Here is a 23961-nt window from a genome sequence, read left to right as displayed (position 1 = left end):
CCGGCGATCGCTCTCGAAACGTTTGCCGGGTTTAATCATGCTTTGCGCCGTAGGACCGTGTGCGAGACGACTGATGCAAACGAGTGTCATCCAGTTGTCTGGCTTATAGATAAATTACGATTTTATGGCTATTTTGCGTTCCGTTCAGGCTTCATAAACCTAAATACATTAATATTTGTTTAAGTTTGTTTGTACTCAATGGAGCTGTAACTTTTGGCAAGGATCGCAAATGCCCCCCGGTGTCGCCATATTATTCTGGCGACGCTTTCTGTTATTACCTGTTTTCACTTCACCGCTCAGGCTGCCCCGTTTATCGATCAGCAGCAGCAGCACATTAAAACCCAGCAGTCGGCGAAAGAGGCGCAGTTAACCCCGGATGCGCCGGATATTACCCTGACTGAACAGCCGCAGCCCGACGCCGAAGGTCCGTTTCCGCAGGAAACGCCCTGTTTTCCGATCAACCACGTTCAGCTGATGGGCAGAGAGGCCTTTCCACACTGGTTTCCGGCACAGCGGGTGGCCGACGGTGCGAAAGGGCACTGCCTCGGCGTGATGGGCATCAACCAGCTGATGAGCCGGCTGCAAAACCGGCTGGTCGATCGCGGCTGGGTAACGTCGCGGGTGCTGATCCCCGAGCAGGATCTCAGCAGCGGAACGCTAATTGTTGCCCTTGTTCCGGGCATGATTCGCCATGTTCGTTATGCCGACGGCTCCGATAAACGCGCCGTACTCTATACCTCGATTCCCGCCCGTGAAGGCGCACTGCTGGATCTGCGCGATATTGAGCAGGGGCTGGAGAATCAGCAGCGCCTGCCGACGGTGCAGGACAATATGGAAATTGTCCCCGGCGATAATCCCGGCGAAAGCGATGTGATCATCAGCCGACAGCAGAGCAAAATCTGGCGGGTTAATCTGTGGGCCGATGACTCCGGCACGAAGAGCACCGGGCGCTATCAGGGCGGTGCCATGCTGGCGCTGGATAATCCGTTCGCCCTCAGCGATCTGCTGTATGTTTCCGCCAGCCACGATCTCGGTTTCAAAAGCCACGAACAGAGCAAAAATATTAACGGCCACTACTCGCTGCCGCTGGGCTACTGGCTGTTTGAGGTCAACGCCGGGCAGTACAACTACGTGCAGAATGTGGCGGGGTTCAATGGCGACATTCGCTATTCGGGTAAGAGTAAAAACCTGAACGTTGGCCTGAGCCGGGTTATTCAGCGCAACGCCAGCGGCAAAACGACGATGCGCGGCAGCGTGCTGGTTCGCGAGATCCGTAACTACATCGATGGTACCGAAATTGAGGTTCAGCGTCGGCGCACCAGCGCCTGGCTGCTTGGGCTCGATCATCGTCATTACTTTGGCGACGTGACCGTTGACGGCGGCGTCAGCTTCCAGCGCGGTACCCGCTGGTTTGGCGCGCTGCCCGCTTATGAAGAGCACTATGAAGACGGCTACGATGCCACCGAAAAAAGTAAAATTGTCACCCTGACGGCGGGCCTGAACTGGCCGTTTACATTGGGAAATCAAAACTTTTCTTATCAGGTTAACTACCTTCAGCAGGCCAGCTCCACCCCGCTGACCTCGCCCGATCAAATCGCTATTGGTAACCGCTGGACGGTGCGCGGCTTTGACGGTGAACGCACCCTCAGCGCCAGTCGCGGCTGGTATGTCCAAAATACGCTGGCATGGCGTACACCGCTGCCGCACCAGGAGTTTTATCTCGGCGCAGACTACGGCGAAGTGAGCGGGCGCAGCGACGGTTCGACGCTGCTGGGGCACCAGCTGGCGGGCGGTGTGGCAGGTCTGCGCGGCAGTATCTCCGCGCTCGGGGCCAGCTACGACGCCTTTAGCGGCATACCGATCTATAAGCCACAGGGTTTTAAAACCGACCCGGTGACCTTTGGCTTCAGCGTCAGCTGGCAGTATTGATACAGGGATGAATCATGAACAAACACTGTTACCGCATCATTTTTAATCGCGCCCGTCGCATGCTGATGGTCGTTTCCGAACTGGCCCGCTGCCGCGCTGGCGATTCGGCTCGAGGCCCGGGTGGCATTGCTTCCTGCGTGGCCGTTCTGAGGCCTCTTACCGTGGCGTTATGGCTGGCCGGGGGAGTGGTCAGCGCCGCGCAGGCGGGCACGATTACCGCCGATCGCGGTGCGCCAGGCGGGCAGCGACCAACCGTACTGCAAACCGGCAACGGTCTGCCGCAGATCAACATTCAAACCCCTAACGGCCAGGGGCTTTCCCACAATAAATACAGCCAGTTTGACGTTGGCGAGCGGGGGGCGATTTTAAATAACAGCCAGCACAGTACCCAGACCCAGCTGGCCGGTCAGGTAGCGGGTAACCCGTGGCTGGCGAAGGGATCGGCCAAAGTTATTCTCAACGAAGTCAACAGTATGAACCCCAGCCAGCTCCACGGTTTTGTTGAGGTAGCGGGCAAGAAAGCGGATGTGATTATCGCTAACCCGGCGGGGATCACCTGTAGTGGATGCGGTTTTATTAACGCCGGGCACAACACCCTGGCGGCCGGGCGCGTACAGGTGAAAAACGGCCAGGTGGCAGGCTATGACGTCGATCGCGGGCGGATCACCATCAGCGGCGGCGGTATGGACGGCAGCCGTCAGGATTATACCCACCTGATTGCCCGCGCGGTGGAGGTGAACGCCCGATTACAGACCGGCGATTTGCAGGTGACCACCGGCCGCAATCAGACGGATGCCAACGGCAACGTCGTGGTAGTGAAAGCTGACGATCCTGAAGGGCGGCCGCAGTTTGCGGTGGATACCTCATCGCTGGGCGGCATGTACGGCAGGCGCATCACGCTGGTGGGAACCGAGCGCGGCGTGGGGGTGCGCAACGCCGGAGAAATCGGCGCGATGCAGGGAAAATTCACGCTCAATGCGCAGGGGAAAATCGCCAACAGCGGCACGCTTTATGCGCAGCAAGATCTGGCGCTGAAAGCATCCCAGCTCGATAACCAGGGGCATATCTCGACCGGCAGCAACCTGCAGATTGCCAGCCAGGGTGATGTGACGAATAAGGGGGCGCTGAGTGCCGACGGTCATCTGCAGCTGGACAGCGGCGGAAGGCTGTACAGCCAGGCCGGATCGGCGCTGACGGCGGGCGGTAACGCCACCGTGACGGCCCGCAGTATAGAAGCGGATGCAGGCAGTGCGATGGGGGCAGGAGTCGACAGCAGCGGAAAAGCAACGCGCACCGGGCAGTTGACGGTCAAGGCGGAACAGCGTCTTGCCAGCCACGGCACACATCTGAGCCACGACGGCTTTATCGCCTCCGGTCGCGAAGTGGATCTCTCCGGTAGTCAGAGCCGGGCAGCAACGGTTACCGTGACCGCCCTTGAAGGGGATATCAACGCTGACGATACGTTGATTGACGCGCGGCAGGCCACGCTGAGTACGGCGCATACCTTAACCACGCGGCGGAGCGCTATCGCTGCGGACCAGCTGAACATCCATGCGGCTGAAAAGATCGATAACACGCGCGGAACGCTGATTTCACGCGGCGATCGGGGCCTGGCGTTGAACAGCCAGCGGATAGATAACCGTGGCGGCACGCTGGCCAGCGCCGGGGATTTTTCCCTCAGCAGCCATTCTCTGGACAATACCGGCGGCGAGCTGGGCTCCGAAAACGGCAGTGTTGCGATCCAAAGCGATGATATCAGCGGCGCGCAGGGCAAAATTCTTGCGGCTAAGGACCTGACGATTGGCGGTCAGCAGATCCTGCTGGACGGCGGTCTGACGCAGGGGCGGCAGGTTCGCCTACAGGGAACGTCGCTGTCGATACAGAACGGCCAGCTACTGCAAACCGGTAAGGGCGAGATGCAGATAAAGGCGACCGGCGATCTTCACGCTCGCGAGGGCGTGATTGAGAGTGCGGGAGCCATCGATCTGCGTGCGGCCAGCCTGGACAATAGCCTGGGACGCATTGCCAGCAACAATGCGCTGCGGGTGGCGACCGGTAATCTTAATAACGCTTCAGGAACGCTGCTTGGCGAGCATCTTGACGTCCGCGCGGACGCGCTGAACAACCGCGAAGGCACGCTGGAAGCGCTTCAGTCGCTCAATATTACCGCCGGTTCACTGGACAGCCAGCAGGGCTTTATCAGCGCCGATAGCGGTGATGCGAATCTGTCCGTCAGCGGGGAGATCGACAACCGTGGCGGAAACCTGCAAAGCGCGAAAAATCTGCACCTCAGCGCGGCGCAGCTGGCTAACCAGGACGGCAGAGTGCTGGCGGCCGACGGCAGGCTTCAGGGGGATTTCAGCGGCAGCGTAGATAACCGTAGCGGTAAATTTATTGCGCAGCAGCTGGCGATACAGGCTGCCGATCTTAACAACCAGCAGGGCGCGATCGGTGCCGTTTCCGGCGAGGGCAGGCTGGACCTCTCGGGCGCGCTGGACAATCGCGGGGGAACTCTGGAAGGGGGAAGCGGGCTGACGCTGGCGGCTTCCTCGCTGGATAACACCGCCGGGCGTATCGCTACACCGGGAGCTATCCGCCTCGATCTGCGCGGCGGTGAGCTGATTAACGCACAAACTAACGCCGACGGGCTGGGCATTCTCAGCGGAAAGGCGCTGGCGCTTAACACCGGCGACCTCAATAACCGGCAGGGCAAGCTACAGGCGCAGAGCCTGGATCTCTCCGCCGCTCACATCGATAACCAGTCGGGTGTACTGGCGGCCAGCGACCGGCTGAACCTGAAAGGCAGCTCGCTGAATAATACGCAGGGTATGGTGAGTGCCGATAACGGGGCGGCATCGCTGGCGCTGTCCGGCGAGATGATCAACCGGCTGGGTACGCTGCAAAGCCAGCAGGCGCTGACTCTTCAGGCCGCCTCGCTTGATAACAACGGCGGCACCGTGCTGTCTGCCACGGCGCAGATTATCGGCCAGCTCAGCGGCGCGCTGACTAACCTGGCGGGAAACCTGCTGGCAGGCACCTCGCTGGAGCTGCATGCCGGATCGGTTGATAACCGGAACGGGGTTATTGCTGCTACCAACGGAGACAGCTCCCTGAATACGGCGGGCCAGATTAATAACGAGGGCGGCGATATTGAAAGCAGCCAGCGCTTAACCCTTGATGCCGCGAGCGTAAAAAACAGCCAGGGCCAGCTTCTGGCCGGTGACGCGATGCAGATTTCCACCCGCGAGATGAACAACGCGGGCGGGCTGATCCAGGCCAGCGAGGCACTGGATATTAACACCCACGGCGGGGCGCTGATTAACGCTGATACGCTCACCGAAACCGGCGGAATTCGCGCTGGCGGTGCGTTGACGCTGAGCGCAGGAAACGTGGATAACCATAACGGTTTAATCAGCGGCGATACGTTCGCAGGCCAGGGTCTGGCGTGGAACAACCTTGCCGGGGAGATCGACAGCCTGCATGCGCTGAGCCTGAGCGGAACCACGATCGGTAACGGCCAGGGGCTGATTAGCGCCGGAGACGGTGACCTGACAATATCGCTGAGCCAGAGCCTTGATAATCAGCAAGGCACGATGCAGAGCAGCCAGGGCCTGAACGTTACGGCCGCCGCGCTCAATAACACCAGCGGTTCTCTGCTGGCGGCGGGCGGCAGCGCCAGCGTGAAGGTGCAGAACGCGTTGACTAACCAGCAGGGGAAACTGCTGGCGAAGGACGATCTGCTGCTCAACGCTGGCAACATTGATAACGGTAACGGCCAGATGGTATCCACCAGCGGATCGTTAACCCTCTCAGCCGGAACCCTGAACAATCGGCTCGGCAGCCTGGCGGCGCAGAAGGATGTGCAGATTGGCGCTCAATCGCTGGATAACCGTGAAGGGACCATCACCAGTGTGGACGGTGCGCTGAATGCCCGGCTGGATGCGGGGATTGATAACCAGCACGGCGTGCTGCAAAGCGGAAATAGCGTCACGCTTACCGGCGCATCGCTGGATAACCGCAGCGGTAAAGTGCTGGCCGTGGCAGGGAAAAATCAGATTACCGTACGCAACGAGCTGAATAATGCGCAGGGGCAGATTGTCAGCGGCGGGGCGACCGAGCTGCACACCGCATCGCTGAGCAACCAGGACGGTGCCGTCAGCAGTAAAAACGGCGCGCTCGAGGTTAAGGTTAACGGCGCGATCGATAACCAGCGGGGATCGCTGGAAGCCGCCGGACCGGTACAGATTAGCAGTACCAGTCTCGACAACCGTGAGGCATCAATTCTCTCGGCAAACGAATCGCTGACGGTCAGCACCGCGCAGAGCCTGAACAATCAGCAGGGCCGCATTGCCGCCCGTAAAAACGTGACGCTGAGCGCCGACGGGCTGATTAATCAGCAGGGGACAGTGACCGCCGTTGACGAAACGCTGACGGTTCACGGCGGGAAGAACCTGGACAATAGCGACGGAACGCTGCAAAGCAGCGGCGATCTGTCACTTGATACGCTCAGCCTGACCAACGCGCGCGGAACCATTCAGTCCACTCAGGGAGACGGGCTGCTGACGATCGCTGGTTCGGTGGACAACCAGCTGGGCAGCATTGTCGCCAGCGGGGCGCTGACCCTGAACAGCGGCGATATCGATAACCGCAAAGGGGTGCTGTTGGCGGATTCCCTCGATCTGAGCAGCCAGCGGTTAACTAACCAGGCGGGATTAATTCAGGGCAGCGATAGCCTGCGTATTGATACCCACGGTCAGCAGCTCGACAACAGCGACACTAACGGTGAGAAAACCGGGCTACGCAGCGGCGGTGCGCTGAATCTGAGCGCGGGCGATGTGATCAACCAGGCCGGGCTGATTGCCGGGAAACTGCTGGATCTTAACCTCAGGAGCCTGAATAACCGCGCGGGTGCTATCGGAAGCGCTGAAGGCAGCAAGATCGCCAGCGGCGCGCTGGATAATCAGAATGGCGCGATCCAGTCCGGCGGCGACCTCAGCCTGGATACGCACGGTGCCGATCTGCATAACCAGCAGGGAAAACTGCTGGCCGACGGATCGCTTGCCATCAACAGCGGCAGCCTGAGTAACCAGCAGGGCCTGATCCAGGGTGGCGCTGGCCTGTCTGTGCAGGGGAGCCGCGTTGATAATCAGCACGGCCAGATGCTTTCGGGCGCGGATCTGACGGCCAGCGTGGATTCGCTGAACAACACCGATGGCCTGCTGTTTGCCGCCGGGGATGCGCAGCTGGCGGTCCGGCAGAACGTACAAAACCAACAGGGGCTGATCAAAGCCGGCCAGGCGCTGATTCTGAGCGCCAGCCAGATTGACAATCAGCATACGCGCGGCAGCAAACAGGGCATTGAGGCGAAGGGTCTGACGCTGAGTGTCGGCAGCCTCAACAATCAGGACGGTGCCCTGCGTGCGGGCGATACGTTGCAGGCCAGCGTGCGCGAGCAGCTCAATAACCAGAACGGCCTGATTTCGTCGCAGAACAGCCTGAGCGTAGGCCAGCCGGGCTCAAAACTGGTGCTGAGCAACGCGGGCGGCGACATCGTTGCCAACGGCGAATCCAGCCTGTGGCTTGGGGCGTTTGACGGTGCCGGGAGGATCGTCAGCGGCGGCAGTCTTGGCCTGGATATTACTTCCGCTGTAAACCAGAGCGGGACGCTGGCCGCGGGTGACGATCTGACTTTCAATACCCACGGCAACGCACTGACCAACAGCGGCGCGCTGAGCGCGGGCAAGCAGCTGACGCTGACCACCGGACAGCTGAACAATCAGCAGAGCGGCGACATCAATGCGGGCACGACCCACATCAATGCTTCCGGCATCCTCAATCAGGGGCTGATCGACGGTGGCGATGTGCTGTTGCGCACCGACACGCTGCACAACACCGGAACGGGGCGACTGTACGGTGACCGGCTGGTAATTGATGCGCGCACGCTGCTGAATGATAAGTCCGGAGAAAAGGCTGCGACGATTGCCGCCCGCGACGATCTGACGATCGCCACCGATCGGCTGAGCAATCAGGATCACGGCCTGATCTACAGTAACGGCGGGCTGAGCATTGGCGGCAGGCTGAACGAGACGGGCGAACTGACCGGCCAGGCATCGCAGGTTGAGAACCTGAGCGCCACCATTGAGGCGATGGGCGATCTGCGCATTGACGCCGCGAAGACGGAAAACCGCGACATCCACTTAACGGTCAGCAGCGATCTGAAAACCGTCTCCGTGACCCCGAACGTGCTGGAAGTTGAGCTGTGCACCGGGGAAAAATGGACCGAGGGCTGCGGCAGGACGGATGGCCAGCACTACCGTTTTGACGGGCATCTGGTTGAGTTTAATCAGGATGAAACCAGCCCCGTTGCCTTTGACTTCGACCAGGACGGGCGCAGCTACGCGCTGGATGAACAGGGTAACCGTATCACCGTCGACGTTAACGGCAAACCGCAGTACATCTGGCTCTGGCAGGACAACAATAAGGATATCATCCGCTTTAACCTGCCGGGCGTGAGCAGCGACGGGCGTCGATTCGATATTTTCTCCTACACCCAGAGCGTTAAAGAGCAGCAGGTCAGCGGCCAGGACAGCGCGGTGATCCGCAGCGGCGGCGATTTAACGCTGAACGGCGATCTGCACAATAAAGACAGCCAGGTGGTGGCCGGGCAGGATCTGCTGATTAACGGCAGCGTCGATAATGATGAAACCACCGTCCGGCAGGAAATCACCAAAGACGGCGTGGTGGTCAGAGCGGGTAAACGCAAGAGTCACAAGCAGACCCACTTTGAGGGGCAAGGCGTTAATCAGGCACCGGTGCAGGAAACGGATCTGCCGCTGCATCTGACTGTTCAGCAACAGGGGCAGGGAGCGGGTGAAGGCCGGACGATCGCCCAACAGCAGTCAACCTCCGGTGCGGGCGGGCAGGCATCGGGGCTGAACGGCGCTGAAACTCTGGCCCAGCTCGGGCAGCAGACGCTGGTGAGTGAGGTGCCGCTGCCGTCCGGGCCGTCCGGGGATACACAGCTGAAACCCGTGTCGGACGCGCTTTCCGACGGCAGCGGCGCTGCCGATCTGCAAATGCGGAAAACCTCGGACGGCATGGCGGAAGCCGCGCTCACCGGCGCGACGGACCTGACGGCTACCTCTGCGGGCAATACCGGCAGCACGCAGGACGGCGCTCAGATTGATGATACGCACAGCGGGCTGCCGGTGACGTCTCCTTCGCAGGATAACTGGGTGCTGCGCAGCGTGACCGGGCCGGTGAAACTGCCGGATAACAGCCTGTTCAACCTGCATCCCGGCTCTGACAGCCATTACCTGGTTGAAACCGATCCGCGCTTTACCGACGGTAAACAGGCGCTGAGCAGCAGTGCCTTCTACAGCCAGGACCAGCTGCAAAAGCGGCTCGGGGACGGTTTCTACGAGCAGTCGCTGGTGCGGGATCAGGTGATGAAGGCCACCGGCCAGCGCTATCTTTCCGGCTACAGCGACGATGAAAGCCAGTACCGGGCGCTGCTCAGCAGCGGCAAATCCTTCACCGAACGCTTTACCATTTCTCCGGGCGCGGACCTCACTGCGGAACAGATGGCGCAGGTGACCGCTGATATGGTGCTGATGGTGAACCAGACGGTCACCCTGCCGGACAGAACCACGCAGGTGGTCAGCGTGCCGAAGCTGTATGCCCGCGTGCAGCCCGGCGATCTGCAGGGCAACGGCACCCTGCTGGCGGGTAACACCGTACGTATCAACACCGCCGACAGGGTGATTAACAGCGGCAGCATTAACGGGCGCGAGCTGACCGCTGTTTCGGCGGGCAGCCTGCTGAACACCGGCGATATCAGCGGCAACATCACGCAGCTGGTGGCGACCGGGGATATCGTCAACCGGGGCGGGCAGCTGAAAGGCGGCGACCAGCTCACCCTGCAGGCCGGGAATGATATTCTCAGCCTGACCGGCAGCGAACAGCGGGGCAGCGAGAGCTGGCTGGGCCGCCAGGCGGGGATCGGAGTGACGAACGACGGTGGCCTGCTGTCGCTGAACGCGGGCCATGATATTCAGCTGACGGCCAGCGTGGTGAGCAGCCAGGGCCGCGACAGCACCACCCGGCTGACTGCGGGCAACGATATCACCCTGGACACGGCGAAGACCTCTCACGCCACCGACTACACCCGCAACAGCGAGAACTACGACCGTACGCTGGAAAGTCGTGAGATCGGTTCCGTTGTCAGCGCCGGGGGCAGCCTGCTGATGCAGGCGGGGCGCGATATGAACCTGCGCGCGGCGGATGTGACGGCGACCGGCGACGCCACGCTGCTGGCGGGCAATAACCTGAACCTGACAAGCGGGGAAGAGAGCTGGGATCAGTCAACCAGCGCGAAGTGGAAAAAACACGGTCTGATGTCGAAGACCACCACGAAGATCCAGAGCGAGACGCATCAGCAGAGCGCGATCGGCAGCACCGTCTCCGGCGACACGCTGAAGGTGATGGCGGGGAACGATCTGACCGCCTCGGGCAGCAACCTGCTGGGCACAAACGATGTGACGCTGAGCGCGGGCAACAACCTGACGCTGACCACCGCCGCTGAGTCCGATCACTCCGCCTCGGTTGAGCAGAAGAAAAAATCCGGCTTCAGCGGCAGCGGCGGGATAGGCTTCTCGCTGGGGCATTCGTCGCAGAAACTGACCCGCGACGACAGCAGCAACGTGCAGAAAGGCAGCGTGGCGGGCAGCAGCGCGGGGAGCCTGACGCTGCAGGCGGGGAACGCGGCGACCGTTCACGGCAGTGATCTGGTGGCCGGTCAGGATCTGACGGTGCAGGGTAAAAACGTCAGCATCAGTGCGGCGGAGAACAGCCACACCTCGCTGACGAAAAGCGAGTCGAAAAGCAGTGGCCTGACGGTGGGGTTATCCGGTACGGTGGGCAGCGCGCTGAACACCGCGGTGCATCAGGTGAAGGCCGCGAAAAAAGAGGAGAGCGGCCGTCTGGCGGCGCTGAAGGGCACGCAGGCGGCGCTGACCGGCTATCAGGCCGCCCAGGCGGCGCAGCTGGCGGCGGGAGCCACGGGCAACAGCAGCGACGGCAACATCGCCGGGCTGACGCTGAGCTACGGTAAGCAGAAGTCGACCTCGGAGCAGCGGCAGGAAGAGCACAGTGCTTCCGGCAGTCAGCTGCAGGCGGGGCGTGACATGCATATCGCGGCGACGGCGGGCGACCTGAATGTGGAGGGCGCGCAGCTTAAAGCCGGGCAGGATATGGCGCTGTCGGCCAGCCGGGACATCAGCCTGACGTCGGGTAAAAACAGCACGCAGAGCAGTGGGCACAGCAGCAGCCACGGCGGTAGCGTGGGCGCAGGGCTGTCGGTGGGCGGCGGTGCGGCGGGGCTGAGCCTCTCGGCGAGCGCAAATCAGAGCCGGGGCCACGAGAACGGCAGCAGCCTGACCCACAGTGAGACGACGGCGGATGCGGGCCGGAATCTGACGCTGAACAGCGGGCACGACACGCTGCTGCAGGGCGCGCAGGCCAGCGGCGAGTCGGTGAAAGCCGACATCGGGCGCGACCTGCTGATCGCCAGCGAGCAGGACCGCGATCGCTACGACATGAAGCAGACCGGCAGCAGCGCCGGCGGCAGTGTCATCGGGGGCGCGGGTATCGGCGGCTCGGCCAGCCTGAGCGGCAGCCGGGATAAGATGAACAGCGACTTCGCCAGCGTGAAAGAGCAGTCGGGGCTGTTCGCCGGGAAAGGCGGGTTTGATATCACCGTTGGGAATCACACGCAGCTGGACGGCGGGGTGATAGCCAGCACGGCGGAGAAAGAGAAGAACCGGCTGGATACCGGAACGCTGGGCTGGAGCGATATCCATAACAAAGCCGACTACGACGTCTCGCATCAGGGCGCAGGTATCAGCTCAGGCGGCAGCGTGGGCGAGCAGTTTGTCGGCAATATGGCGAACAGCATGCTGGTCGGTGCCAACGGCAGCGGGCACGACAGCAGCACCACGCACGCAGCGGTGGAAGACGGCACGATCATTATCCGCGACAAAGACAGACAGCAGCAGGATGTGGCGACGCTGGACCGCGATACGGAGCACGCCGCCAACGGCCTGAGCCCGATATTTGATAAGGAGAAAGAGCAGAAGCGGCTGCAGGAAGCGCAGGTGATTGGGGAGATCGGTTCACAGGTTGGTGATATTGCCAGGACGCAGGGGGAGATTGCGGCGCAGAAAGCCCAGAAAGATCCGGCGGCAGTTCAGGCAGCACGAGAAACGCTGGCTGCGAAGGGGATCACCGCCCCGACAGAACAGCAGCTGAGCGACCAGATACGTAATACCGCCATGGCCCCGTACGGTACGGGAAGTGCATTACAGCAGGGTATCCAGGCTGCAACGGCGGCGATACAGGGGCTTGCGGGTCATGATCTTGGGCAAGCGCTGTCCGGCGCGGCTGCGCCGTATCTGGCAGAGCAGATCCACAAACTCGCCCCGGACGAAGCGAGCCGTGCCATGGCGCACGCGGTGGTGGGCGCCATCGTGTCGTACGAGGCAGGAAACAGCGCGGCAGCGGGAGCAGCCGGAGCGGTCAGCGGCGAGCTGATGGCGCAGCTGGTGATGAATCAGCTGTACCCCGGCAAACAGGTCAGTGATCTGACTGAAACGGAGAAACAGACGGTCAGCGTGCTGGGCACACTGGCTGGAGGCCTTGCGGGAGGTATAACGGGAGGTAGCACTGCGGATGGAATGGCCGGGGCGCAGGCGGGAAAAAACTCGACTGAGAATAATGTGTTTGGTTGTTCAGGCTTGTCAGACCCACTTTGCGTGGGTAAAAAAGACCTGCTCACAACCGGTGGAGGAGGCCTGGGGCCTGTGGGGGCCGGAGGCGCTGGCGCTGCGGGTGCGCTGGCAACCGGAGGTGATGATGATAAGGATAGTCAGCCAAACGTCGGTAAAGACCTGACGGATAAAGACAAGGCAGAGCTGGGTGGTGCCGGGTCGGGTACACCTGGAGGCTGGGGGCCGGAAGATGAGGAAAATGCTCGAAACAATGAATCCGTTAAGCAACAGCAGAAAAATCATTTTGATGAGCTGAGCAAACTTTATGACAAAAGTAACCCAATACAGGATCTTAATATAGATGGTCAAACAATCCGTCAGGGTGAAGTGAGTAATAATTATGGTACAACTAAAGTGTTTGAGAGCCAGAGCTTAACCGATCAACAAATCCAGAAGTATGCACAGCAGCTTGCAGGAGAAACACCCCTTAAAGAAGTTAGGTCGGGAATATATACAGCAAATTTATCGGATGGTTCTGTCATAACACTGAGGAATGTATCAACATCTGAAGCGAAAACTGGGGCTCGATGGACAGTGGATATACGTAATAGTCAAAGGCTAACTGAGTTGGGGAATAAATATTCGCGCGTGGAGATTAAGTTTAAATGATTAGAGTGTTAAGTGAAAATGAATATAACGAGTTGGCTGATGCCGCTGAAGGCCAAACTCTTGATGCGGTTTTATGCTATTCAATGCCAGACTTATGCCCACCAGAGTTTAGTTTTTCCGATAGAAGGGAAATATTCTTATGGGCGTTAGAACGTCTTTTATGTGATGGCCGATTAAAACTTGCCAAGCATGGTAAGTTTCTCGAAGGGAGTATTGAGGAACAGGTGGAAAGTTTTCGACAGGTTTTCCCTCAAACGGAAATAGAGATGGAAGATGGCATCTGGTTTTTCGATGAGATTTGTCCTGGAGGTGCTGTATGGGTGCTGAGTGACGGTAGCCTGGAATGGACATAAAAATGCTGGAAGAGTGAAATATATAATAAAACGGCCTGGCAACAGCGGGGAAGAGGCAGTGCCATCCAGCAGGCAATCCAGGCTGCAACGGCGGCGATACAGGGGCTTGCGGGCAGTGACCTGAAGGCGGCGATAGCCGGTGGTGCCCCACCGTATATCGCGACGGTGATTGCGAAAGCCATTCCGGGGGAAGTGCGGATGCACTGGCTGCGCGGACGATGGCGCATGCGGCGGTGAATGCGGCTCTGGCGAAAGCGCAGGGAAATAATGCGCTGGCAGGTGCAGCGGGAGCCGCGACAGCGGAAATGATGGTTCCGGCGATTATCGCGAGTCTGGGCTGGGACGCGAACAACCTGAGCGAGACGCAGAAGCAGACGGTGAGCACGCTGAGCACGCTGGCAGCAGGGCTTGCGGGCGGACTGGCAGGAGGGAGTACAGAGTCGGCGGTATCGGGGGCGCAGGCGGGTAAGACGACGGTTGACAACAACTGGCTTCATGCTGAAGAGAAATCAGCACTGGAGGCTGCAAGAGATAAACTTAACAGTAAAAACCCAGAGGAAAGGGCTAAAGCCCGTGAAGAAGAAGAACAGCTTGTAGCCCGGAGTGTCGAACGCGATAAGGGTGTGATGGCCGCTTGCAGTGGCCCGGCAGCGGCCAGTGATGACTGTAAACATAAACGTGCTGAAGCGGTACTGGCACAGATGGGATATGAAAAAGGTCCGTATAACAGTCAATACAAATATGCCTATCCGGATGAATACCAGCATATTCAGGATATTCTGAATGTAACTTCCCAGAAAACGCAGGATCAGTTGGCGATACGGGATGCCGTGGCGCATAGTCTTGCGAAGAAGGACAAGACAATTTCACTGGAACAGGCATATGCAAAGTATGATCGTTTTACAGCAACACGCGATGTAATAGCGATAGTCGGTGGAACAATCGGTGGCATCGGGGTGGCAAACCGAATACCGGGAGAGAAAGCGGTTGGTTCAGTAGGAAGTGCTGGAAAAGGGGCGACGGGTACAGGGAGTAGTAAGGCAGGAGAATATCTTGAGGACTTTAAACCATCTCCTACACCGGCAGAATTAGTCCAGCAACAAGCTGGTAAAGGCACTCAGGTAACAATCAATACTGAGCATATTTTAAATGGTGAGATTAAAACTTATGCTAATGGTACGAAGGTTGCTGTTGGTGGGCATTATCTCAAAGATCAAAATATTAAAGTTGATAAATGGTCTGGTGCAGCGGATGCTAATGGAGTAAAAGCAGGATATATATCAGTTAGAGATCCTGCAACCGGAAAAGGGTATAAAAAACAGGCTGAAACAACGTTTTTCCCTGAAAATTGGTCTAAACGTCAGACTGAGATGGAAATTAAGAGTGCTTTTGAAAATTCAAAGCCTCATACTGATCCGCGAAAAAAAGAAATGTGGCAAGGAATATCCTCTAGTGGTTTGAAAATTGAAGGGTATTATAAAAAACCTGATGGGGCTGGAGCAACTGCATGGCCTGTTTATCAAGGGGGTAAGAATTAATGATTAATAAAAAAATGTATTTTATATGGCACGAGGGGAAATATATTCTTTCAGGAACAACTGAAGATGAAGATATCAGGAATGTGCCAAAACAGGGTTATGGTATATGTGAAATAGCTGCTTGGTTAGCGACAGATCTTCCAACAGGAATTGATTCAGTAAATGTCTGGATTAATAACTTGACAGACTTGGAAAATAGTCGGTCGCCAAATGGTATGTTTGGTATAGGTAATGCACATTGGGTATTGGTTACTAATAACTATGTTTTTATTGGTACAGAATATGTTGAGGGGCAACAGGTTCTTATTAATAAAGAACAACTTTTATTTATATTGAGGAAATATAAGGATTGTTTGGAGGGGATTTATAAAGACCGCTACAATCCACCTGAACCAATAAATGTAGAGCTTATAGCTGAAGGCCAAGAAGCCATTGATCTATATAATGGGTTGGAAGGTTCTCATCAGGTTCCTTATGCTTGCTAACGAGCCTATATACGAGATTGTGTAATTTTCTGATTTTGATATGTTCAACTCAAGATCAAAAGCAGGTTATTTTATGGGCGCAAAATATTTGCAAGCTATGGTTAACTAACTGGCAAAGGTCTTAAAATTTCTGAAGAACTCAGGCAGTTTGATCGCCCACTGGAAAAGATCAGTGTCTAAAAAAATCCCGGCAATTGATCCGGGATTTTTGTCTGTAATTCATTTGGTTACCGCTCCAGACCTTTGGTCGGTTAATCACCTCGATCTGCTTCGTCACCTGCCGCTTCTTGCGAGGCGACAGCTTACCGACCTTCCTTAGTGCCTGCATAATCTCCGGTTTGGACGGCGCTAACGGTTCACGTGCCGTCAGTATCACACAGGCCGGCATCATCCGTACTCATCCGTACATCCAGTGGGGTGCCAGTCAATCACACCTCAGCCAGTTACCCTTTAGCATGACAGCCGGTAACTGCTCAAATATGTGCGGTTTCTATAATCAAGATCAGCTGAAAACATGATATTCAGCTGACGGCCAGCGTGGTGAGCAGTCAGGGCCGCGACAGCACCACCAGGCTGACTGCGGGCAACGATATCACCCTGGACACGGCGAAGACCTCTCACGCCACCGACTACACCCGCAACAGTGAGAATTACGACCGCACGCTGGAAAGCCGTGATATCGGTTCCGTTGTCAGCGCCGGGGGCAGCCTGCTGATGCAGGCGGGGCGCGATATGAACCTGCGCGCGGCGGATGTGACGGCGACCGGCGACGCCACGCTGCTGGCGGGCAATAACCTGAATCTGACAAGCGGGGAAGAGAGCTGGGATCAGTCTTCCAGCGCGAAGTGGAAAAACACGGTTTCCTGTCGAAAACCACCACGAAAATCCAGAGTGAGGTGCACCAGAATACTGCTATCGGCAGTACCGTTTCCGGCGACACGCTGAAGGTGATGGCGGGTAACGACCTGACCTCATCGGGCAGTAATCTGCTGGGCACAAACGATGTGACGCTGAGTGCGGGCAACAACCTGACGCTGACCACCGCCGCCGAGTCCGATCACTCTGCCTCGGTTGAGCAGAAGAAAAAATCCGGCTTCAGCGGCAGCGGCGGGATAGGCTTCTCGCTGGGGAATTCGTCGCAGAAACTGACTCACGATGAAAGCAGCAACGTGCAGAAAGGCAGCGTGGCGGGCAGCAGCGCAGGGAGCCTGACGCTGCAGGCGGGGAACGCGGCGACCGTGCACGGCAGCGACCTGGTGGCCGGTCAGGATCTGACGGTGCAGGGTAAAAACGTCAGCATCACGTCGGCGGAGAACAGCCACACCTCGCTGACGAAAAGCGAATCAGAAAGCCGTGGCCTGACGGTGGGGTTATCCGGTACGGTGGGCAGTGCGCTGAACACCGCGGTGCATCAGGTGAAGGCGGCGAAAAAAGAGGAGAGCGGTCGTCTGGCGGCGCTGAAGGGCACGCTGGCGGCGCTGACCGGCTATCAGGCCGCCCAGGCGGCGCAGCTGGCGGCGGAAGCCACGGGCAACAGCAGCGACGGCAACATCGCCGGACTGACGCTGAGCTACGGTAAGCAGAAATCGACCTCGGAGCAGCGGCAGGAAGAGCACAGCAGTTCAGGCAGTCAGCTGCAGGCGGGTCGGGATATGCATATCACGGCGACGGCGGGTGACCTGAATGTGGAAGGTGCGCAGCTGAAGGCCGGGCAGGATATGGCGCTGTCGGCCAGCCGGGACATCAGCCTGACCTCGGGTAAAAACAGCACGCAGAGCAGTGGGCACAGCAGCAGCCACGGCGGTAGCGTGGGCGCAGGGCTGTCGGTGGGCGGCGGTGCGGCGGGGCTGAGCCTCTCGGCAAGTGCCAGTCAGAGCCGGGGCCATGAGAACGGCAGCAGCCTGACCCATACGGAGACAACGGCGGACGCCGGGCGGAACCTGACGCTGAACAGTGGCCGTGACGCGCTGCTGCAGGGCGCGCAGGTCAGCGGGGAGTCGGTGAAAGCCGACATCGGGCGCGATCTGCTCATAGCCAGCGAGCAGGACCGCGACCACTACGACATGAAGCAGACCGGCAGCAGCGTCGGCGGCAGTGTCATCGGGGGCGCGGGTATCGGCGGATCGGCCAGCCTGAGCGGCAGCCGGGATAAGATGAACAGCGACTTCGCCAGCGTGAAGGAGCAGTCGGGGCTGTTCGCCGGGAAAGGCGGATTTGATATCACCGTGGGCAGCCACACGCAGCTGGACGGCGGGGTGATAGCCAGCACGGCGGAGAAAGAGAAAAACCGGCTGGATACCGGGACACTGGGCTGGAGCGATATCCATAACAAAGCCGACTGGGACGTTTCGCATCAGGGCGCGGGTATCAGCTCAGGCGGCAGCGTGGGCGGGCAGTTTGTCGGCAATATGGCGAACAACACGCTGGTCGGTGCCAACGGCAGCGGGCACGACAGCTCCACCACGCACGCGGCGGTGGAAGACGGCACGATCATTATCCGCGACAAAGACAAACAGCAGCAGGATGTGGCAACGCTGGACCGCGATACGGAGCACGCCGCAAACGGCCTGAGCCCGATCTTTGATAAGGAGAAAGAGCAGAAGCGGCTGCAGGAAGCGCAGATTATCGGGGAGATTGGTTCGCAGGTTGGTGATATTGCAAGGACGCAGGGGGAGATTGCGGCAACAAAAGCAGGGAAGGCTGAGCTGGCTGCAAAAGGTATCAGGGAACCCGGCCCGAATGCCACGAAAGACGAGACAGCGACTTACAACCGGGCGCTGAAGGAAACGTCCGGCTACAAAACCGCGCAGGCGGAATGGGGAACGGGGAGCGCGATCCAGCAGGGTATCCAGGCAGCAACGGCGGCGATACAGGGGCTTGCGGGCGGCAATGTGGGACAACTGCTGTCCGGTGCAGCTGCGCCGTATCTGGCAGAGCAGATCCACAAACTGGCCCCGGATGAAGCGAGCCGTGCCATGGCGCACGCGGTGGTGGGTGCCATCGTGTCGTACGAAGCAGGAAACAGTGCGGCAGCGGGCGCAGCCGGAGCGGTCAGCGGTGAGCTGATGGCGCAGCTGGTGATGAATAAGCTGTACCCCGGCAAACAGGTCAGTGATCTGACGGAAACGGAGAAGCAGACGGTCAGTGTGCTGGGCACTCTGGCTGCGGGCCTGGCGGGCGGTATAACGGGCGGCAGTGCTGCAGATGGAATGGCCGGGGCGCAGGCGGGTAAGAATTCGACTGAGAATAACTTTCTGAGCCAGGGGCATCCACAGGAATACGCTGAAAAGTACAAGGCGTGTAACGGAAATGCAGGTTGTGAACAGAATATCCGTAAGGATATGGCGAAAGAATCAGCGGAGAACATTCAGAAGCTGAAATCGTGCTGGGATTCAGGTAACGCCGCCTGTGTTGCAGATACACGTGCGAAAATAGAACTGGATGATAAGACTTATACAGATCTGCGTCAGCAGGATAATATGGCTGGCAACGCTTATGAAATTTCGGCTCAATGGTATGCTGATATCATAGATCAGTGCGCCGGGAAGTGTGGCTGGCTGGAAGCGTCGTTGTTGAAAACTGGCGCTGATGGGCTAGGTAACCTGGTCTATGGCGCGTTGGGGGCGGGGAGTTTGCCGAAGCCTGGGCAAACAGTTAAGCCTGGTAATGCTGTTGAACTTCCTCAGAACACAACAAAACCAGTAAATATAGCGAATGATTTTACCAAAACGCCTCAATCTATCTGGGGGCGTTCAACGGATGATATTGTTAAAGACTTCCAGGCTGCGGGCTATCAAGTTAATGTCCGGAACTCTACAAGAGGTTCTGGCCAGGCTGTCATTATTGAAGTCAAAGGTCACCCTCAAATCAGTCAAATTCTGTATCATCCCGGTGGCGGACGTCATGGAGGTAGTTACTATAAAGTATCAACTACAACACAAGGTACGATTAAAGTCGTAGATCCGAGTTCCTACAAGCCTACTCCAGGGGAAAAGGCTACAATTATCGATAAGCCTAAAGGGTAGAAAATATGGATGAAATCAGAATGATTGTGCAGTATTTTGCGCAGCCAAGTGAAGTGCAAAAAAGCTTGTTTCCAGACTTCGCAAATGTAGCCGATGAATTAGCTGTAGAATGGGAAGTGGCTTTAGAAGGGTTCGATGACGTGTTACTAACGGATAAGCAAAAGCAGGCTATTAAAGCGTTAGATGATTATATGTTATCAATAAGTGGTCCAGCTAATATTCAACATTGGAATAATGAAGCTCTTTGCCATGGCAAAGAGTGGGATATAATGAGAAGATTGGCTGAAGATATTTTACATGTCATGGGGTGGGGAAATGAAATTCCCCCTAAGAGTCGGGCAATATATATCAAAGGTAGTCCAGACTAATGAATAGACTTGAGATCCCGACCTTGTGTCGGGATCTTTGTCCGAGTCTTTGAAAACTTTTTCTCCTCGCTGCTGAAACTGAAACATCCCCAGAACGGTGGTAATCTTTAGTTGTTCCACACCTCTGATGTCGGACTCGGTGAGCCAACTACCACCGATCACCAATTCACCATTTTTTCGTATTATTATCCATAAAACGAGTAGTATGTAAACAAACCAAATGGAAGTGGTTATTATCGTGTTGATTCATATAACCCAACAACAGGTGAGATAGTGTCGCAGAAGTTCACGCAGTTCTCTGATAGAACTGAGGTTACTGCTAGCAACTATATCGGTGAAGTAGTGAAGAAATATCCGCGGTGCGACTATAGCTGATGTACCTTCAAGTGGAAAACTGGCCGGAAGTCAGTTAGAAGGTATCAATATTTTGGAAGTTCCTCCTCAGGTTAAGCCTATTCCCAAAAATGTTTTAGAAGCGGCAGATAAGGCTGGGGTGACTATCAAAGATACTAATGGGAAAGTTTATCAATGAATAAGAATATCTTTTACTGTAAGTCATGGTTTAGAGCAAAGAAAAAACCGATTGATTTATGGAGTGAAAGTAAAGCGCTTAAAAAACATGAGAGTGGCGAGCCTTACACTGTGTTGGTAGGTTCCGATTCCAGCCCGTCATGTTTTATCAATGTAACGAAGAATGCTGGCTGGGTTAGTGTAAGTTTTCTGGACAAGGAGTTAAGAGAGTATCTTCTATATAGCTTCAAGATAATGAATGATAATGCTCTCTTCTTATCAATGGCTGTCTATCGAGAGTTCGCTGAAAATGAAGGTGAAGGCGCTGGTATATTTAATGTATCGCGAGGAACTACCTACATTTTTAATGAAGATGGGGATACTGTAGTACGGGAAGAACAGTTCAACCCCCATCTTTTAGAAGAGAGTCAGACGATGGTTGATGTATCAGGAAATTATGATCACTTCCCTGAGTTTGGTAACTATGACTCACTGATTAAAGTTGAACGATGATAAAAACATCCAGACGCGACTATGAGGGCCCGTTCCAATAAATCCCGGCCAGCGATGGGCTACACTCCAAAAGTTGAATATCTAACTTAGTAAAGTGTAGTCCACCGGCCGGGATTTTTTATCTGTCGTTCAGTTAGTTACCGGTTCTGGCCTGCGGCTTACTGATCACCTCGATCAACTCCGTCACCTGCCGCTGCTTACGGGCCGACAGCTTACAGACCTTCCCGCTGCTGCTGTAAGTAGACCGGATTTAGTTCCAGGCACTTTTTGAGATTTCCGTATTTTCCGCCATCAACCGGTACTCGTCCGGCGTCAGGTTGTTCAGGGATTCATGAGGGCATTCGCAGTTATATTCGACCAGCCAGCGCTCTGTGATTTCCCTTACTTCGTTCAGCGTTCTGAACAGATAAAAGTCCAGTATTTCTGTCCGGTACGTACGATTAAAACGTTCGATAAACGCATTCTGCGTGGGTTTTCCCGGACTGATAAATTCCAGGGCCACGCCATGATCTTCTGCCCATTGCGCAAGAGCCAGCGAGATAAATTCCGGGCCATTGTCCATGCGCAGCTGCAGCGGATATCCACGGTTAGCGACGATCCTGTCCAACACGCGTATAACCCGCTGGGCCGGGATATTCAGATCGATTTCAATCGCTATGGCTTCACGATTAAAATCATCCACCACGTTAAATGTACGAAAACGTCGGCCACATATCAGCGCATCATGCATAAAATCCACTGACCAGCTCTGATTTATCCGCGACGGGGTTGCCAGCGGAGCCGGATTTCGTACAGGAAGACGTTGTTTTCCCTTACGCCTGAAATTCAGTTTTAGAAGGCAGTAAATCCGGTGAACACGCTTGTGATTCCATACATTTCCCCGCCTGCGGAGCACCTGAAAGAGCTTTTTGAAGCCGTATCGCGGATAGCGTTCAGCGGCCTCAGTCAGCGCATTTATTACCGGTTCGTCACGCCGGGTGTCGGGCTGGTAATGGTAAACCGTCCTGCTCAGCGATAACGTCCTGCATGCATGGCGTATGCTCATGGCAAAGTGTTCTGTCAGCCAGTTAACGAGCTCACGCTTTATCGCTGGTTTTAAAGCTTTTTTTCAATGACGTTTTTCAGAGCGCGATTTTCCAGGCTGAGGTCGGCGAACATCTGCTTCAGCCTGCGATTTTCATCTTCAAGGTCTTTAAGTTTTTTAATATCAGCGGCTTCCATGCCACCGTACTTCGCCTTCCAGTTGTAATAGCTGGCTTCAGAAATACCGGCCTCACGACAGACGTCCTTAACGGTACGTCCTGCTTCAACCGATTTCAGGACTGTGATGATCTGGTGCTCAGTAAACCGGGCCTTTCGCATGGCGATCTCCTCGGGGCAACGTTATCAGTATGCCGGAAGATCTCTAAAAGTGAATGGGACGTTTTAGCGGGATACTTACAGCGCAGAAAGGAATCGGATATTGGGGCCAGTTTAACGCTCGCCCCAATTGACGGTCTGTACATTTTCCCTGCGGTCCTGCTGAAATTTCAACAGTCCAGGTGATGCGGAGGCTTGCAAAAATTCCGGGGCTTCATCGCCTATTTTGCCAGTTCTTCCAGGCTATCGCGAAATGCCGTTACGGCAATAGCGCGGTTATCGGCCAGATAGCGATCTTTCGGCGCAGGAGCAGAGCTTTGCACCGCGATCAGCTGCCAGTCGCCGTTAACCTTCAGCAGCAGCGGGGAGCCGCTGTCTCCCGGCAGCGTATCGCACTGGTGCGACAGCACCGTTTTCTGCGCCCAGCCGGTGATCAGGCAGTCGTTATGCGAATAAAGCGTATCCAGGTGATCTTCCGGATAACCCGCCTGAGTCACTTTGCGACCGGTCGCCTTCAGCGCTGCGGTCATTTCACTGCGTGTACCGGCAAACAGCGGCAGCGGCACAATACCTGATGGAGGATTACGTAAAATAATCAGCCCGAAATCGTAGGGCGCGGCAGAAGCCGGAACAATCCAGCCATCGCCATCGGCCTTCAGTTTTTTCCCCAGCGTTGGATTCACCCGGCCTTCAATATCGTGAATTTCATAGCGCCATTTACCGTTATTGCCGGCGACAAAACGCAGTGCGATAGCTTTATCCAGTTTACCCGGCGGTGCCAGCAGGCAGTGGCCGGCGGTCAGGGCAAGGTGAGGGGAGATCAGCGTAGCACTACACAAATTGCCACTGGCCGTTTCAAGCTGTCCGATCGCTTCCCACGGCTGGCTGGCGGTATTGCTGACCGGCAGACGGTCATCTTTACCAAAAAACAGCGTCTTGGTGTCGGCTTCACTTTGGGCATCATCATCGGCGTGAGTACAGAACGAAAAGGAGAGGAAACCCATTAATAACACAGCAGTCAGGCGCATATTTCTCTCGGGCTGGAGAAGCATTAAAGGTGATTACGCTAATGCAGTAACTATAGACGGATAGCGCTTAAAAAGGGAGATTAATTTGGAATATCAGCACGCTACAGGGTTCAGATGTAGAAGCTGGCGGCAATCACACCGCAAAGGATCATCACAACCAGAATAATTTCGAATAAATAGCGGCGCACCATCATCCGAGACTCCGGGAAAGAAACACCCGGATTATCCGGGTGTTTGAGTTAAGGATCTTGTTTCGGGCGGCTGTCCGCCCGTCTGCAAAAATTACGCTTTAGGAGCAGCGGCTTTCTTGGCAGCTTTGTGGTGCTTTTTAGCAGCCTGAGCTTTCTGAGCTACTGGTTTCTTAGCGGCTTTGTGGTGCTTTTTAGCAGCCTGAGCTTTCTGAGCTACTGGTTTCTTA

At 56.5% G+C, this 23961-nt stretch carries 11 protein-coding genes; 9 read left to right on the top strand and 2 right to left on the bottom strand.

What is annotated here, in order from left to right; all coding sequences use genetic code 11:
- Positions 1 to 213 precede the first annotated feature (213 nt).
- The 9 genes from IBT46_RS02195 to IBT46_RS02150 all read left to right on the top strand — a co-directional run bounded on the left by IBT46_RS02195 (position 214) and on the right by IBT46_RS02150 (position 21156).
- On the top strand, positions 214 to 1929 hold the full coding sequence (locus IBT46_RS02195; RefSeq protein ID WP_234479918.1) for a ShlB/FhaC/HecB family hemolysin secretion/activation protein: 1716 nt from the start codon (positions 214 to 216) through the stop codon (positions 1927 to 1929).
- 14 nt (positions 1930 to 1943) lie between these two features.
- Complete coding sequence (locus IBT46_RS02190; protein ID WP_200543641.1) at positions 1944 to 13364, top strand: hemagglutinin repeat-containing protein; 11421 nt, start codon at positions 1944 to 1946, stop codon at positions 13362 to 13364.
- A complete protein-coding gene (locus IBT46_RS02185; RefSeq protein WP_200543639.1) occupies positions 13361 to 13717 on the top strand; it encodes a DUF596 domain-containing protein in 357 nt (118 codons plus the stop codon). The genes IBT46_RS02190 and IBT46_RS02185 overlap by 4 nt, the downstream gene beginning before the upstream one ends.
- A gap of 218 nt (positions 13718 to 13935) precedes the next feature.
- The gene (locus tag IBT46_RS27650) at positions 13936 to 15255 is read left to right on the top strand and encodes a VENN motif pre-toxin domain-containing protein (protein WP_305038801.1); all 1320 of its coding nucleotides are present in this window, start codon (positions 13936 to 13938) and stop codon (positions 15253 to 15255) included.
- Positions 15255 to 15740 carry a hypothetical protein gene (locus tag IBT46_RS02170; RefSeq protein WP_200543637.1) on the top strand — a complete coding sequence of 162 codons (486 nt, stop codon included), beginning with the start codon at positions 15255 to 15257 and terminating at the stop codon, positions 15738 to 15740. The genes IBT46_RS27650 and IBT46_RS02170 overlap by 1 nt, the downstream gene beginning before the upstream one ends.
- Positions 15741 to 16277: 537 nt before the next feature.
- The gene (locus IBT46_RS02165) at positions 16278 to 16685 is read left to right on the top strand and encodes a hemagglutinin repeat-containing protein (protein ID WP_200543621.1); all 408 of its coding nucleotides are present in this window, start codon (positions 16278 to 16280) and stop codon (positions 16683 to 16685) included.
- Positions 16637 to 19765 carry a hemagglutinin repeat-containing protein gene (locus IBT46_RS02160; protein ID WP_200543618.1) on the top strand — a complete coding sequence of 1043 codons (3129 nt, stop codon included), beginning with the start codon at positions 16637 to 16639 and terminating at the stop codon, positions 19763 to 19765. Before IBT46_RS02165 ends, IBT46_RS02160 begins: the two co-directional genes overlap by 49 nt.
- A 5-nt stretch (positions 19766 to 19770) precedes the next feature.
- Positions 19771 to 20133 (top strand): hypothetical protein, encoded by a 363-nt coding sequence (locus IBT46_RS02155; RefSeq protein WP_200543616.1) that lies wholly within the window; start codon positions 19771 to 19773, stop codon positions 20131 to 20133.
- Between the two features lie 528 nt (positions 20134 to 20661).
- Positions 20662 to 21156 (top strand): hypothetical protein, encoded by a 495-nt coding sequence (locus tag IBT46_RS02150; protein WP_200543615.1) that lies wholly within the window; start codon positions 20662 to 20664, stop codon positions 21154 to 21156.
- A 250-nt stretch (positions 21157 to 21406) separates the two neighbouring features.
- Here the strand turns inward: IBT46_RS02150 and IBT46_RS02145 are convergent.
- Together IBT46_RS02145 and IBT46_RS02140 are read right to left on the bottom strand one after the other, a co-directional pair.
- Positions 21407 to 22518 (bottom strand): IS3 family transposase gene (locus tag IBT46_RS02145; protein WP_200543613.1). Its coding sequence is split into 2 segments (ribosomal slippage): positions 21407 to 22257 and positions 22257 to 22518, totalling 1113 coding nucleotides; the frame shifts between segments, so codons are not numbered across the junction.
- Positions 22519 to 22736: 218 nt separating this feature from the next.
- Complete coding sequence (locus tag IBT46_RS02140) at positions 22737 to 23543, bottom strand: serine protease (protein ID WP_200543611.1); 807 nt, start codon at positions 23541 to 23543, stop codon at positions 22737 to 22739.
- Between the last annotated feature and the right edge of the window lie 418 nt (positions 23544 to 23961).

The organism is Erwinia sp. S38, from assembly GCF_016624545.1.
Taxonomy (GTDB): Bacteria; Pseudomonadota; Gammaproteobacteria; order Enterobacterales; family Enterobacteriaceae; genus Erwinia; species Erwinia coffeiphila.
The sequence above is the reverse complement of the archived record's forward strand: the minus strand, read 5'-3'. Positions and strand labels throughout refer to the sequence as shown.